Source organism: Microbispora catharanthi, assembly GCF_006334915.2.
Taxonomy (GTDB): Bacteria; Actinomycetota; Actinomycetes; order Streptosporangiales; family Streptosporangiaceae; genus Microbispora; species Microbispora catharanthi.
In genome coordinates this window covers 105,848-119,217 of sequence record NZ_VDMA02000007.1, presented here as the reverse complement: position 1 = coordinate 119,217, position 13,370 = coordinate 105,848, and the positions used below count along the sequence as shown (strand labels likewise).

17 protein-coding genes are annotated in these 13,370 nt (G+C 71.7%); 8 read left to right on the top strand and 9 right to left on the bottom strand.

Annotated elements, in window-relative coordinates:
• Positions 1-119 precede the first annotated feature (119 nt).
• Positions 120-914 (top strand): ArsR/SmtB family transcription factor, encoded by a 795-nt coding sequence (locus FH610_RS15190; protein WP_139575078.1) that lies wholly within the window; start codon positions 120-122, stop codon positions 912-914.
• Between the two features lie 366 nt (positions 915-1,280).
• Positions 1,281-2,081, top strand: coding sequence for an IclR family transcriptional regulator domain-containing protein (locus FH610_RS15185; protein WP_139575077.1), 801 nt, complete (start codon positions 1,281-1,283; stop codon positions 2,079-2,081).
• 21 nt (positions 2,082-2,102) lie between these two features.
• Here FH610_RS15185 and FH610_RS15180 read toward each other — a convergent pair whose 3' ends face one another.
• The 5 genes from FH610_RS15180 to FH610_RS15160 all read right to left on the bottom strand — a co-directional run bounded on the left by FH610_RS15180 (position 2,103) and on the right by FH610_RS15160 (position 6,458).
• Entirely contained in the window at positions 2,103-3,068 is a 966-nt protein-coding gene (locus tag FH610_RS15180) for a quinone oxidoreductase family protein (RefSeq protein ID WP_139575076.1), read from the bottom strand.
• A gap of 158 nt (positions 3,069-3,226) precedes the next feature.
• The gene (locus FH610_RS15175) at positions 3,227-3,586 is read right to left on the bottom strand and encodes a hypothetical protein (protein WP_139575075.1); all 360 of its coding nucleotides are present in this window, start codon (positions 3,584-3,586) and stop codon (positions 3,227-3,229) included.
• Positions 3,583-4,446 (bottom strand): DODA-type extradiol aromatic ring-opening family dioxygenase, encoded by an 864-nt coding sequence (locus FH610_RS15170; protein WP_139575074.1) that lies wholly within the window; start codon positions 4,444-4,446, stop codon positions 3,583-3,585. Before FH610_RS15170 ends, FH610_RS15175 begins: the two co-directional genes overlap by 4 nt.
• Positions 4,439-5,284 carry a citryl-CoA lyase gene (locus FH610_RS15165; RefSeq protein WP_240808982.1) on the bottom strand — a complete coding sequence of 282 codons (846 nt, stop codon included), beginning with the start codon at positions 5,282-5,284 and terminating at the stop codon, positions 4,439-4,441. Before FH610_RS15165 ends, FH610_RS15170 begins: the two co-directional genes overlap by 8 nt.
• Positions 5,277-6,458, bottom strand: a complete 1,182-nt coding sequence (locus FH610_RS15160; RefSeq protein WP_139575073.1) for a CaiB/BaiF CoA transferase family protein — start codon at positions 6,456-6,458, stop codon at positions 5,277-5,279. Before FH610_RS15160 ends, FH610_RS15165 begins: the two co-directional genes overlap by 8 nt.
• 253 nt (positions 6,459-6,711) lie before the next feature.
• Between FH610_RS15160 and FH610_RS15155 the strand changes: the two genes are divergently transcribed.
• Entirely contained in the window at positions 6,712-8,172 is a 1,461-nt protein-coding gene (locus FH610_RS15155; RefSeq protein ID WP_139575072.1) for an amidohydrolase family protein, read from the top strand.
• Between the two features lie 154 nt (positions 8,173-8,326).
• Positions 8,327-8,914, top strand: a complete 588-nt coding sequence (locus tag FH610_RS15150) for a hypothetical protein (protein WP_139575071.1) — start codon at positions 8,327-8,329, stop codon at positions 8,912-8,914.
• A gap of 173 nt (positions 8,915-9,087) precedes the next feature.
• Here FH610_RS15150 and FH610_RS15145 read toward each other — a convergent pair whose 3' ends face one another.
• Both FH610_RS15145 and FH610_RS15140 read right to left on the bottom strand, forming a co-directional pair.
• Positions 9,088-9,591, bottom strand: coding sequence for a MarR family winged helix-turn-helix transcriptional regulator (locus FH610_RS15145; RefSeq protein WP_139575070.1), 504 nt, complete (start codon positions 9,589-9,591; stop codon positions 9,088-9,090).
• 119 nt (positions 9,592-9,710) lie between these two features.
• Complete coding sequence (locus FH610_RS15140; RefSeq protein WP_139575069.1) at positions 9,711-10,118, bottom strand: four-helix bundle copper-binding protein; 408 nt, start codon at positions 10,116-10,118, stop codon at positions 9,711-9,713.
• A gap of 238 nt (positions 10,119-10,356) precedes the next feature.
• On the opposite strand from FH610_RS15140, the gene FH610_RS15135 reads away from it, so the two are divergent.
• On the top strand, positions 10,357-10,536 hold the full coding sequence (locus tag FH610_RS15135; RefSeq protein WP_139575068.1) for a DUF4236 domain-containing protein: 180 nt from the start codon (positions 10,357-10,359) through the stop codon (positions 10,534-10,536).
• Between the two features lie 67 nt (positions 10,537-10,603).
• Here the strand turns inward: FH610_RS15135 and FH610_RS44440 are convergent, their stop codons facing one another.
• Positions 10,604-10,933 carry a DUF3140 domain-containing protein gene (locus FH610_RS44440; RefSeq protein ID WP_139575067.1) on the bottom strand — a complete coding sequence of 110 codons (330 nt, stop codon included), beginning with the start codon at positions 10,931-10,933 and terminating at the stop codon, positions 10,604-10,606.
• Between the two features lies 1 nt (position 10,934).
• Positions 10,935-11,162, bottom strand: a complete 228-nt coding sequence (locus FH610_RS44435) for a hypervirulence associated TUDOR domain-containing protein (RefSeq protein WP_139575066.1) — start codon at positions 11,160-11,162, stop codon at positions 10,935-10,937.
• Between the two features lie 177 nt (positions 11,163-11,339).
• Here FH610_RS44435 and FH610_RS15120 point away from each other — a divergent pair, with 177 nt between their 5' ends.
• The 3 genes from FH610_RS15120 to FH610_RS15110 all read left to right on the top strand — a co-directional run bounded on the left by FH610_RS15120 (position 11,340) and on the right by FH610_RS15110 (position 13,255).
• Positions 11,340-11,564, top strand: coding sequence for a type II toxin-antitoxin system HicB family antitoxin (locus FH610_RS15120; RefSeq protein ID WP_139575065.1), 225 nt, complete (start codon positions 11,340-11,342; stop codon positions 11,562-11,564).
• A gap of 245 nt (positions 11,565-11,809) precedes the next feature.
• Positions 11,810-12,436, top strand: a complete 627-nt coding sequence (locus FH610_RS15115) for a hypothetical protein (protein WP_139575064.1) — start codon at positions 11,810-11,812, stop codon at positions 12,434-12,436.
• Between the two features lie 159 nt (positions 12,437-12,595).
• Entirely contained in the window at positions 12,596-13,255 is a 660-nt protein-coding gene (locus FH610_RS15110) for a fasciclin domain-containing protein (protein WP_139575063.1), read from the top strand.
• Positions 13,256-13,370: the final 115 nt, after the last annotated feature.

Here is a 13,370-nt window from a genome sequence, read left to right as displayed (position 1 = left end):
TCGAGGCGGTGCCCTGTCCGCTGAGCGCCCCGCGGGTGGCGGGGGGAGGCGTTGACATGCAGCCTTGTGGCTGCATATGGTTCATGCAGCCACAAGGCTGCATGTTCGGGATGGGGAAGATGGACGAGGTGTTCAAGGCGCTGGCCGACGTCAGCCGCCGCCGGTTGCTTGACAGCCTGAACGCCCGCAACGGCCAGACGCTGCGTGAACTGTGCGCGGGGCTGGACATGGCGCGGCAGTCGGTCAGCAAGCACCTGGCGGTGTTGGAGGCGGCGGACCTCGTGACCACGGTGTGGCGTGGCCGGGAGAAACTGCACTACCTCAACGCCGTGCCCATCAACGCCATCGCGGACCGCTGGATGAGCAGGTTCGACCGCGAGCGGGCCCGTGCTCTCGCCGATCTCAAGAACGCATTGGAGCAGGAACCGATGGGCAACCCCGAGTTCGTCTACACCACCTACATCAGGACCACGCCTGAGCGGCTGTGGCAGGCCCTGACCGACCCCGGCTTCACCCGGCGCTACTGGGGCCTGTCCTTCGACAGCGACTGGCGAGCGGGGGCGCCGATGACGTGGCATCAGGGCGGTGTGGCGATCGCCGATCCCGAGCAGGTCGTCATCGAATCCGAACCCGGCCGCCGTCTCTCCTACACCTGGCACTCCTTCACGCCCGAGTGGGCCGAGGCGGTCGGTTTGGGGGAGGACGTGCTCGCCAGGCTGAAGACGGAGCGCAGGTCGCGGGTGACGTTCGAGATCGAGCCGGTGGGGGAGACGGTCAAGCTGACAGTCGTCCACGACGGCTTCGATCCCGGCAGCACCGTGCGGGAGATGGTCGGCGAGGGCTGGCCCCAGGTGCTGTCCGCGCTCAAGACCCTGCTGGAGACGGGCGAGCCCCTGCCGGCAGGGAGCGCCTGACGCGCGGGCCGCACCCCGCCCCGCCCTGCCCGGCCGCCGCGAGCGGCCCTCGCCCTCTCGACCCTCCCGCTCGTCCTGGCCGGCCTGCTCGGCACGGCCCTGGTCGCCCGCCCGCGAGCGCCGCCTCGCCGGCCCAGGTCGGCTCGTTCAGACACTTCTCGCCGTTCTGTCATGGCGCCGTCAGGGCGCCACTCGAACGGACAGGAGTCCGCTGGGCGGTCATGTCGAGGACGTGTCCTCGCCTGCCGCCCCGTTACGGCGATGTGAAGCTGGGCATCTCGGACTACGCGAACCGCCGTCAGGCGGACAGCGAACCGCGAGCAGGGTCTAAAGTTGACTCGGCGAGTTCGAGCGGAAGAGGCGTTCATGGCACGAGGCGACACCGGACCTGACTTCATCGAGGCGCTCGCGCGCGGCCTCGATGTCATCAGGGCGTTCCAGCCGGGGCGCCCGGTCATGTCCCTGACCGAGGTGGCGGCGGCGACCGGCCTGGCCCGGCCCACGGCGCGGCGCATCCTGCTCACCTTGCAGGAGCTGGGATACGCCCGCTCGGCGCAGGGCGGCTTCGCCCTGACCCCGCGGGTGCTCGAACTCGGCGTCTCCTACGTCCGCTCGATGGGCCTGTGGGAGGTGGCCCGGCCACACCTGGAACGGCTGGTCGCCCAGACGCACGAGTCGTCGTCGGTCGCCCAGCTCGACGGGTCCGACATCGTGTACGTCGCCCGCGTGGCCGTGCCGAAGATCGTCGCCCTGTCGGTGCAGATCGGAACGCGGTTCCCCGCGATGCAGACGTCCCTGGGCAAGGTGCTGCTGGCCGCGCTCCCGCCGGACGAGCTGGAGCGGGTGCTGGCCGAGCCGAGCCGGTCGGGCATCGAGCCGCGCTGGCGGCCCGATCCGCAGGAGCGCGACGCCATGCTGCGCGAGGTGCGGGCGAAGGGCTGGGCGCTGACCGACGAGCAGCTCGCCCTCGGGATCCGGTCGGTGGCCGCGCCGCTGCGCGACGGCTCCGGCGCCGTCATCGCGGCCGTGAACGTCAACAGCCACGCCGCCGAGACCTCGCTGGAGAAACTGACCGAGGAGCACCTGCCGCTGTTGCTGAAGACCGCCGGGGCGATCAGCGCCGACTGGGCGCTCTACGAGTCGGTCCCGCAGGTCACGGCCTCCTAGGAATCCGCGGGTCACGACTTCCTAGGAGGCCGCCCCGGGGATCAGGACGATCCTGCCGGAGGCGGTTCCGGCCGCCTGACGCCGCCACGCGGCGCCGGCCTCCTCCAGCGGAACCGTCTCGTGGGCGACGGCCAGCCGCCCGAGCGCGGCCTGCTCGGCGACGAAGACGATCGAGGCGGCCCGCTGCTCGGGGGTCAGCTCGTTGTTGGTGTATCCCAGCAGCCGCAGCGACCTGCCGCGCAGCGTGGAGGACTCGATGGGGCAGGTCTCGTCCGCAGAGGAACCGAGGTTGACCCACCGGCCTCCCTGGCGCAGGGCACGGGCCGCGGCGGCCGCCGCCGGACCGAAGAGCGGGTCGAGCACCAGGTCGGCGGGCCCGTCGCAGGCCTCGGCGAAGCGGGCGGCCAGCGTGGCGACGTCGCCGGTGTCGAGCGCCACCACGGCGTCCGCGCCCGCCTGCCGGGCCCGTTCGCGGGCGGCGGGGGAGCGGGCGCCCGCGACGACCCTGCGGGCACCGGCGATGCGCGCGATCCGCACGGCGGCCTGCCCGACGACGCCGCCCGCCCCGAGCACCACCACCTGCTCGCCGGTGGCGAGCTCGCCGCGCCAGGTCAGCGCCATGTGCGCGGCGACGGCCGACAGCCCGAGCGCGGCCACCGCGACCGGGTCGGCCTCCGCCGGCAGTTCGACGAGGTCGCGCGCGGGCACGGCCGCCACCTGCGCCATGCTGCCGTCTCCGGGGGCCATTCCGGCCGAGGTCGCGAACCACACCGGCCGCCCGTCCGCGACGCCGGCCCCCTGCACGCCCGGCACGTACGGCGTGCGCGGCCTGCCGAAGTAGGACGTGCCGGTCGCGCACAGCAGGTCGAGCGGCGTGACGGGCGCGGCGCCGACCTCGACCAGCGTCTCGCCGGGCCCGGCGACGGGCACGGGCAGGTCGGCCACCAGCGGCGGCCTGCCGGGTTCCACGATCTGCGCTGCCCGCATGTTCCACCTTTCGCCGAAGCACATCTCGCTGAAGCACACCTTGCTGAAGCACATCTCGCTAAGGCGCATCGTCATCGGCGGCAGCCGCCGGGCACGCCCCGCACGGCGTGCCCGGCGCCTCGCCGCCCGGCCCGCCTTCGGGAGGCGGGCAGGTCCGATCACGTCGCGATGTCGGGGTACGGCATCGTCATGTGGGCCAGCCGCCGGGCGTACTCGGTCTGGAAGCCCATCGGCTCGTGGTCGCGCTCGAACATCGCGATGAACAGCGTGAGCGTGAGGAACGGGTGCGCGCCCAGCTCGAACAGCCGGGGGTAGTCGTGGCCGGCCAGGGCCTCGCGCTCGGCGTCCTCGAAGCGCAGCCAGGTCGAGGCCTCCCCGCCGTGACAGCTCAGCAGCCGGTTGGCGTGCTCGGCCTCCCACCACTCCACCGTGCCCCGGGGGTCCTCGCGGTAGCGCTCGACCAGTTCCGGATCGCGGTCGACGGTGAACAGGAACTTGTTCAGCAGGTACTTGCTCACGCCACGCCTCCGTTGGGGTACCAGGTGAAGTAGGCCTCCATGGTGTGGAACAGGTCGTAGGTGTCGACGTAGTCGGCCTTGGCGCCCTCGCCGGCCACGCCCATCATCAGCATGAAGTCCATGAAGCCGTGGGTGGCGTTGCCGGGCAGGTGGAGGCTGTCGAGGGTGACCTCCGACAGGCAGCCCTCGATGTCGCCGGAGGAGATCCACTCGACCGCCTTGCGGTCGAACTCGGGATCGGGCCCGTGCGGGCCGAACTGGCGCGGCCCGCCGAGCTCCAGCGACAGGTGCCCGGTGCCGATCACCGCCACCCGCCTGTCCGCCGGCCACGACTCCACCAGCTCGCGGATCGTACGGCCGAACTGCACGAACCGCTTCGGCCGCGGCAGCGGCGGGGCGAAGATGTTGGTGTAGATCGGCACGATCGGCAGGTCGTTCTGCGGCCGCAGCGTGATGATCGGGCACGTGATCGAGTGGTCGATCCGCAGCTCGTTGGAGAAGGCCAGGTCGAAGCCCGCGTCCAGGCCCTCCCGCAGGATGTACGACGACAGGTCCTCCTGACCGGTGAAGAACATCCGGGGCAGGCCGAACTCGCGCTCCTCGTTGTACCAGTTCGCGTCGTAGAAGGGCGCCTTGCCGACGAGGAACTGCGGCATGTTGTCGAGCCAGAGCTGGTGGAAATGGTCGGAGCCGACCATGACCAGCACGTCGGGCCGCGCCTTCGTCAATGTCTCCCGGAACGCCTCGACCTTGCGCACCCACTCGTCGGCGAACGGCGGGCGGTCCTCGCCGGTGGCCGTGCTGGCGCGGTAGTAGAACGGATGATGGGTGGACGCGATCACCGCGACCAGTTCAGCCATGCGAACCTCCAGTGGCGTCAGGGGCGTAGGGCTCGGGATCGACGGACCGGTTGTTGAGGTCCACCGACAGGAAGATCTCGTTCGCCACCGGGCGGCGCAGCTCCTCGGCGAGCTGGCCGATCAGGCCCGCCGTACGGGCGAGCAGGGCGAAGCCGCGCAGCAACTCCAGCGGCAGGCCGAGGTCGGCGAGCGCCGCGCCGCAGACGCCCGCGCCGTTGAGCGGCAGCTTCTTGCCCAGCACCTCGGGATGCACGCGGCCGATCGCGGCGAACAGCGACAGGTGCGGCCCGAACAGGTTCTCCTCGGCGGCGATCTCCAGCAGCCGGGGGGTGCGGGGGTCGCCCTCCTTGTGCACGTGGTGGCCGAGGCCGGGGATGAACCGCCGCGCCTGCCGCCGGGCCCGCACGGTCTCCAGGGCCAGCGCGTCCCAGCCGGCGTCGTCCGACGGCGGCGGCCCATCGTGCGCCGCCAGGACATCGTGCAGGAACCGGCCGCAGTCCTCGGTCACGCCGAGGAAGCGCGATCCGCCGCCGAGCAGCCCGGCCGCGAGCGCGCCCTGGATCGAGTCGGGCGCCGACAGGTACGTCAGCCGGGTGACGATCGCGGTCGGGGTGAACCCGTGGTCGGCCAGCGCGGCGAGCACGGCCTCGAACACCCGGGTCTCGCCCGGCGTGGGCCGCCGCTGAGCGGCGAGCCAGAACGCGAGCTCGCCGAAGCCGACCTTCCCCATCACGTCCTCGGCGAGGTCGCAGCCCAGCAGGGTGATCGACCTGAGCGAGGACGCCCCCAACGCCGTGGGATACGACGGCCGCTCGATCATCTCCGGCCCGTCAGACATCGTCGTCCTCCTCCTGAGTCAGCCATTCGCGCAGCTCGTCCCCGTGCTCGTCCAGCTCCGGCGGCGGCAGCCGGTAGGCGGCGGGGGTCGCGGAGAACCGGATGGGGTGGCGGGTGGTCGGGACCGCGCGGTCGCCCTCGCCCACCGCCACGATCGGGTCGAGCCCGAAGCGCTCGGCCATGGCGAACCCGCCGTCGATGGTGTTGATCGGCCCGCACGGCACCCCCGCCGCGACCAGCAGCTCGAACCACTCGAGCGCGCCGCGCGTGGCGAGCCGTCCGACCAGGATGGGCCGCAGTTCCTCGCGGCGGGCGGTCCGGTCGGCGTTGCGCGCGAAGCGCGGGTCGTCGGCGATCTCCGGGATGCCGAGCACCTCGCACAGCTTGCGGAACTGGCCGTCGTTGCCGGCCGCGACGATGATGTCGTTGTCGGCGGTGGGCAGCGGCTCGTAGGGGAAGACGCTCGGGTGCGCGTTGCCCATGCGGTAGGGGACGACACCGCCGGCGACGTACGCGGAGCTGTGGTTGACCAGGCCGGTGAGCGCCGAGGACAGCAGATTGACCTCGACGTGCTGGCCCTGCCCGGTCGCGTCGCGGTGGCGCAGGGCGGCGAGGATGCCGATGGCGGCGTGGTTGCCCGCCATGACGTCGAAGACCGAGATCCCGGCACGGTAGGGCGGGCCGCCGGGGTCGCCGGTGAGGCTCATCAGCCCCGACATGGCCTGCACCATGAGGTCGTAGCCGGGCACGTCGCGGCCCGCGCCGGAGCCGAATCCGCTGATCGAGGCGTACACCACGCCGGGGTTGGCCGCGCTCACCGACGAGTAGTCGAGGCCGTACTTGGCGAGCCCGCCCGGCTTGAAGTTCTCCACCAGCACGTCGGCGCGGCGGGCCAACTCCCGGGCCACCTTCGCGTCGCCGGAGTCCCGCAGGTCGAGCGCGATCGACCGCTTGCCCCGGTTGACCCCCAGGTAGTACGTCGACACGTCGCCGCGCACCGGCGGCATCCAGGTGCGCGTGTCGTCTCCCTTGGGTCCTTCGACCTTGACGACCTCGGCGCCCATGTCGGCCAGCAGCATCGTGGCGTACGGCCCGGCCAGGACCCGCGAGAAGTCGGCCACCAGCACGCCGGACAGCGGCCCGCCTCCCCGCTCGGGCGCGGTGTCGTCTGTCATCCGGCTCCCCCTCCTTGGTGTTATCGAAGTGTCCGCTGAACGGACATAAGTCCGTGAGGCCGATTCTGGCACAGGCGGTCCACTCGTCAAATGCTCGCCCGGCTCTTCGTGGTAGGACGAGGCGGGAAACCCATGGTTGACAGCAGGGGCGGTGCTCGGGAAAGTAGCAGCGGAAGCAGTGCTGACCGTATAGCGGACAATTGTTCGCCGTCGCTGAGCGCGCTCGGCCAGTGGGAAGGTGAGGAGTTCGACGATGAACGAGCCGACCGATTTCGGACCGGACCGGCCCGTGCTGCTGCGCGGCGGCACGGTGCTGCCGATGGACGACGGGCACAGCGTGCTCCCTCGCACCGACGTCCTCGTCGTCGGCGACCGGATCGCCGAGGTGGGGCCCGACCTTCCCGCGCCGGAGGGCGCCGTCGTCGTCGACGCCACCGGCGGCATCGTCATGCCCGGCATGATCGACACTCACCGGCACATGTGGCAGACCGCGATGCGCGGCTACGGCGCCGACTGGACGCTGACGCAGTACTTCGTCTGGTACTACCTCGAGTACGGCAAGCTGTGGCGGCCCGAGGACGTGCACGCGGGCAACCTGCTGGCCGCGATCGAGGCGATCGACGCCGGCGTCACCACGGTCGTGGACTGGTCGCACGGGCTGCGGACCGTGGACCACGCCGACGCGGCCGTGGACGCGCTGCACGCGGTGCCCGGCCGGTTCGTGCTGGCCTACGGCAACATCCAGGCACCTCCGGCCGAGTGGACCGGCGCGCCGGAGTTCCGCGACTTCGTCCGGCGCCGCATCACGGGCGACGACATGCTGGGCTTCCAGATCGCCTTCGACGTCACCGGCGACCCCGCCTTTCCCGAGAAGCCGGCCTTCGAGGTGGCCCGCGAGCTCGGCGTCCCGGTCACGACCCACGCGGGTGTGTGGGGCGCGACCAGCGACGACGGCATCCGCCTCATGTACGAGCACGGCTTCATGACGCCCGAGACGGTCTACGTCCACGCCGCCTCGCTGTCGGCGGACTCCTACCACCGCATCGCCGCCACCGGCGGTTCGATCTCGGTCTCCACCGAGAGCGAGCAGAGCGCGGGCCAGGGCTACCCGCCCACCTGGGCCATCCGCGCGCACGACATCCCGGTCTCCCTGTCGATGGACACCAGCGTCTGGTGGAGCGGCGACCTGTTCTCCGCGATGCGCACCACGCTCGGCGCCGACCGTTCCCGCGAGCACATGGAGGCGCACGCCAGGGGGGAGACGATCACCCACTGCAGCCTCCGTGCCGACCAGGTGGTGGACTGGGCGACGCGCGGCGGCGCCCGCGCCATCGGCCGGAGCGACGACCTCGGCAGCGTCGAAGCGGGCAAGAAGGCCGACATCGTGCTCATCAAGAACGACGCCTCGCCCGTGTCGTTCCCGCTGCTCAACCCGTACGGGCACGTCGCGTTCCAGGCGCAGCGCGGCGACGTGCACACGGTCCTCGTGAACGGCCGCGTGGTGAAGCACGAGCACCGTCTGGTCGGCGTGGATCTCGTCGGGGCCCTCGCCGCGGCGCGCCGCGAGGTGGAGCGGACCGTCGAGTACCTGCGCTCGACGCTGGGCGAGGAGGCATGGCAGAAGGGGATGAACCCCGACATCCCCGAGACGAAGATCCTCGACAACCCCTACACGTACACCGACTACCACAGCGCCGCGACGCACAGCCGTTGACGTGGTACGCAGGGCGCGATCGAGGGAAACCCTGGGAGATTCATGATTGTTTGCAGGTATTTGTGAGATTAGGACACCAGCGGGGTTAATGTGGGCAGCCACCTGCGGAAGCCGTGGAGGTTTCCCCCGAAACGACCGCTGGGAGTTGTCTCACATGCAAGGGCGCGTCCCGTCACAGACGAGCCAGGATGATCGGTTCCGGCAGGAGATCCTCTCCAGCGAGGAGGAGCCGCCCCCCACGACCAAGAGCAGGAAGCCCGTCGTCATCGCCGCCGCGGCCCTGGTGGCCGTGCTGGCCGCCGGGGGAGCGGGCTTCGCGCTCCGCGGCGGCTCGGGCCCCGCGGACCCGCCCGCCGCGGGCGGCGTTCGGCAGTCGGCCCCCGCCCAGGACGGCGGTTCCGCTGATTCCGCCGGTGACGACGCCGGTGCCGCCACGGAGGGCCCGGAGGACCAGGGCTCAGGGGACCAGAGTTCAGGGGAGCAGGGCGCGATCGGGTCCGGCGGGGACGGCTCCGGCGGAGCGCAGGCGCCCGGCGGGGGCGGCGCGGACACCGCCTCCGGCTCCTCCGGCGGCGGCTCCTCCTCCGGTGGGAAGAGCGCGGGCCGGGCCGGGACCGGCTCGTCGGGCAAGACGGGCGGGGCCTCGAAGGGCGGTAGCGGCCAGGACCAGGGCGAGGTGCCGTCGGGCGCCGACGGAGCCCCCGGGCTCATTCCCGGTGCCTGCGCCGCCTCCGGCTGCTGATCGCGGGCTGACCCGCTGGGGCCCCGCGATGGGCCCGCAGGGCGCCGGGACCCGCATCACGGACGCGACACCGGAGGCCGGCCTGTCCGCCGCGGCAGGGCCGTCAACGCGGCGGCCGGCGGCGCGGCCGCCCCGGCCGACGTGTGCGCGCTGAGCAACCGTGTGCGGCGTGGTCAGGAGGACGGGCCGGGCCAGCCGAGCGGGAAGGCGATGCGGGCGGGCGGTTCGCCCGCCGCGTCGTTGAACTCCCGCATCGCGGTGATGAGGGCCTGCCGCCGGCACGCCGGCATCCGCGTGAGGATCGCGGCGATCTCCTCCTTGCGACGGGCGGTGACCTCCTCCACGATCCGCCGTCCGTTGTCGGTCAGCCGCAGCAGGGTCTCCCGCCGGTTCTGCGGATTCACCTCACGCTTCACCAGGCCGGCGACGGCGAGGCGGCCCGCCATGCGCATGGCGGTCGACGGATTGACGCCGAGCCTGTCCGCCAGCGTCACCAGCTTGGTCTCGCCCTGTCCGACCACCAGCAGCATGCGGAACTGCGGCAGGGTGACCTTGTCCTCCGCGGCGGCGAGGGATCGCGCTGAGATCGCGACGAGCACACGCGAGGCGGTGAGCACGGCGGCGGTGACGGCCTCCAGGTCGTCGCCGGTCGGCTCCTCGTCCGCTTCCTTTGCCATAGGAACCGTTTTTACACGGTCCCTCTCGCGGCCATGTCATCGCATCGGCAAACGTGCGGCGGGCGCGGGCGAGGCCGCGCCGTGAGGACGCCGTGAGGACGCCGCCGGGGCGGACGTGCTCAGCCGAGCGAGGCCAGCAACTCGTTGCAGGCCTGGGCGCAGCGGCGGCACGCCTCGGCGCAGACCCGGCAGTGCTCGTGCATGTGGGCGTGCAGGCCGCATTCGTCGCCGCAACTGCGGCACGCCTGCGCGCACGCCTCAAGCTGGGCGCGCGTCAGGTTCGCGTCGTAGCCCGTGTGCCGTGACAGCACCCGGCCCGTCGTCGCGCAGATGTCGGCGCAGTCGAGGTTGGTGCGGATGCAGCGGACCAGTTCCGCCACCGCGTGCTCGCTCAGGCAGGCGTCGGCGCAGGCCGTACAGGTCTGCGCGCAGTCGAAGCAGGCCTCGATGCAGTTCGCGAGCACCTGCCTGTCCACGCCGCCGAGGTCGGCGGGATAGGTCTCCAGCATCACTCCGGCGTGTCCCATGGCGTCGCTCCTTCCGGTCTTGGGCGGGCGTCCCCGTGAGGAGCCGGAGATCCCGCCGATGAGTTCGGGTCCGTTGAGCCCCGGCGCCCGGCCGGCGATCCGATCGCGTTCCTGACGGTCGAAAGGCTCATTGCTGGCCATACCCGGCGGCACGGTCGTAAACGGAAGATCCGGTCGGCCGGTGTGCTGATCGTCTTCCGGGGTAGTCGCGAGGGCACGGAAAATTCATGGAGGAAGCATGGGCTGGAGCTACCGAAAATCGATCAAGATGGGACCGTTCAGGCTCAACCTCTCGCGCGGCGGCGTCGGTCACAGCTTCGGCGGACGCGCCTTCCGCGTCACCAAGGCGGCGGACGGGCGCCGCACCCTCACCGTGAATCTGCCCGGCGGCTTCCACTGGAAGAAGACGCTCAACTAGAGCGGCAGGAGACGGCCCGGCGGGCGCGACCCCCAGGCGCGCCCGCGGCCCCGCCCTTCCGAGGGCCCTACTTCATCGGGTCGTGGCCCCAGTTCATCAGCGAGTACCGCCAGCGAGTCTCCCGCACGTCACCGGAGGGACGCTGGGCCAGGTGCCGGTGGACGTACCCGACGACCTTGCGCATGTGGGCGTAGTCCTCGTCGTCCAGTTCGCTCTTGTGCTTGCGGAGAATGGCCACGATGTGCCGGCCGGACTCGTGACCCGTCGACTCGCCACCGTCCGGCTTGTCGCCGACCTCCTTCGACCGCTCCTCGCGCAGCCATCGCTCCAGTTCGGCCGCGGACATGTTGACCGCCTCGCCGAACTCGGCCGCGGTCTGTCTCCTGTCGGCGGTCACGTCAGTCCTTCGGATGCAGGGCCGACGGCTTGTGCACCGCCGTCCCGCCGCTCTTCTCACTGCGCACGAGGAACTGCGGGTCCTCGGGTGAGGCGGCCACGGTGCGGCCCGCCTCCTCCGTGCGCTCGGTGATCTTCTTCTCGACCTTGCCGACCGCCTCGCCGCCGTGGCTCTTCCAGGTGACCTCGTCGCCCACCGACGGCTCTTCCTTCTTGTCTTTCTCGCCCATGCGCCCGGCCCTACCCGAGGAAACGCGCCTTCCTCTCTGCGGCACGTCGGCATGCCTCCCTATCAGGCAAAATTCGGGCGCGAAGCGCGTGCGGGCCGGGGCCGCCGGGGTGGGAATCTCCGTACTGTTGCCCGCGCGCCGGGATTACCCCGGTCCGCCGCCGCGCACGGTGGGAGCATGGGACGGACCGTGCGGCTGACCGCGACCGTCACCGCCGAGGACGGTGGGCTGTACTGCGCGCGGTGCGTCCAGGTCGAGGTTGCCTGCGAAGGGCACACGGTCGACGAGGCGCTCGACCGCCTGCGGCACGCCCTGGAGCACTACTTCCAGCGCCGGCCCGTGCCGCACCCGCCCCCGCATCCGCCGATCGTGGTGCCGATCGAGGTGAGCCTGCCGGACTGAGCCCGGCGCGCTCCTCACCCGTGGGGCCCCGCGGCGTCGTGCACGGACGAGGGCGTCTTCGGTGGTGTCCCACGCCGGCCTCCTCGGGCGGCGTACCCAGGTCCCTTGCGGGCGCGATGGGATCTTTGCGGGGTGAAGCGCCCGATCGCCATGCTTGACCGGACATTGGTCGTCGGATGCGTGATCACTCCCCGGTGCGGCGCTTACCGTCGTGCTCGTACCATCGATGACCTCGGGGGAGTCTCATGCCTCTCTGCACAGCCGTACTGGCCGCCGCCCTGCTCTCCGGGCCGGCCGCCGTGCCGCCGGACCCGGCCCCGCCCGGGACGAGGGCAGCCACGGACGACAACAACGCCGCGCCGGCGTCCGCGGGCCGGCCGCAACTCGCGCCGCTGCCCGGAATGGCGCCCCAGGCCGGGGAGTTTCCGTTCACCCTCCCCCAGGCGCCGCCCTGGATGGCTCCCAGCGGAATGGACGGCAGGCGCGACGACAACGCCGCCGCTTCCCGATCGCCGGCCGGGGCGAGCGAGTCCGGAGCCTCCGGCGCGTCCGCCAGGCCCGGCGCGGAGACCGGACGGCCCTCCGCGACGGCGGGCGACAGGGCGGATGACGGGACAGCCGGAGGAGATACCGCGACCAGGTATGTTCCGGTGATCGATCCCAAGACGCGCGACGTCTTCATCCAGCCCGTCTTCACTTCCGGCAAGCCAGGACAGGCGCCGCAGCCGTTCACCTTCGGTCCGGTGCAGGGGGTCCAGTCGACCAGGACCTATCCGCTGCCGAGGGCGGAGCAGAAGACGGCGCAGCCGAAGACGGCGCGCCAGAAGACGACCACACGGCCCCGCCGGCATCAGCGGCCGAGCGACTGGTGAGCCCGCCCCAGACGGCCTGATGGAAGAGGCCCGTGTGACCGGCCCGTCTGAACGGCCCGCCACGCCGGTCCTGAGCCGGTGTGGCGGGCTCTTCCGGTGTCGCCGTCCGCAGGGGTCGCCACCCAGCAACGACCTTTCCACGACTAAGGAAACACGATCATGAATACCCGTCTGCTCGCCCTTGCCGCCCTGACCGCGGCGCTTTCGATGTCCGCGGCGTGCGGCAGCCAGGGCGGCGGCAGTCCCGCGGCTCCTGTCGCGGCCAACGAGACCGCCACGGACATGACCAGCGAGACCCCCAGCGCCGAGGCGAGCGAGAGCGCCACCGCGTCGGCGTCGCCGTCGGTCTCCGGGTCGCCCGTCGGGGCGGGCTGCTCGTCGCTGCCCGCCTCGGGCAAGGGCAGCCCCGCCGAGCTGGCCAAGGTGCCGGTCGGCACCGCGCTCTCCGACATCCCGTCGCTGTCCACGCTGGCGCGCGTAGTGAAGAAGGCCGGGCTGGCCGAGACGCTCAACTCCGCCCAGGACATCACGGTGTTCGCGCCCACGAACGACGCGTTCAGCAAGATTCCGAAGAGCCAGCTCGACCAGCTGATGTCGAATCGCAAGTCGCTCAGGGGACTGCTGGCCTACCACGTGGTCAAGGGACGCAAGGCACCGGCGGACATGCACGGCCAGCTGAGCTCCCTCGAGGGGCGCAAGCTCACCGTCTCGGGGTCCGACTCCAGCCTCAAGGTCAACGACGCCGCTGTGACCTGTGGGAACATCGCGACGAGCAACGCCACTATCTACCAGGTCGACAAGGTCCTCATGCCGAGGTAACCGGCCGTCGTCCCGCGACAGCTGTGACGGGGGTGAGCCGCTCGCGGCTCACCCCCGTGCCGTTTCCCCCTCTTCCCCCCTCTATCCCTGCGGTCGGACACGTCACGGGTTCGCC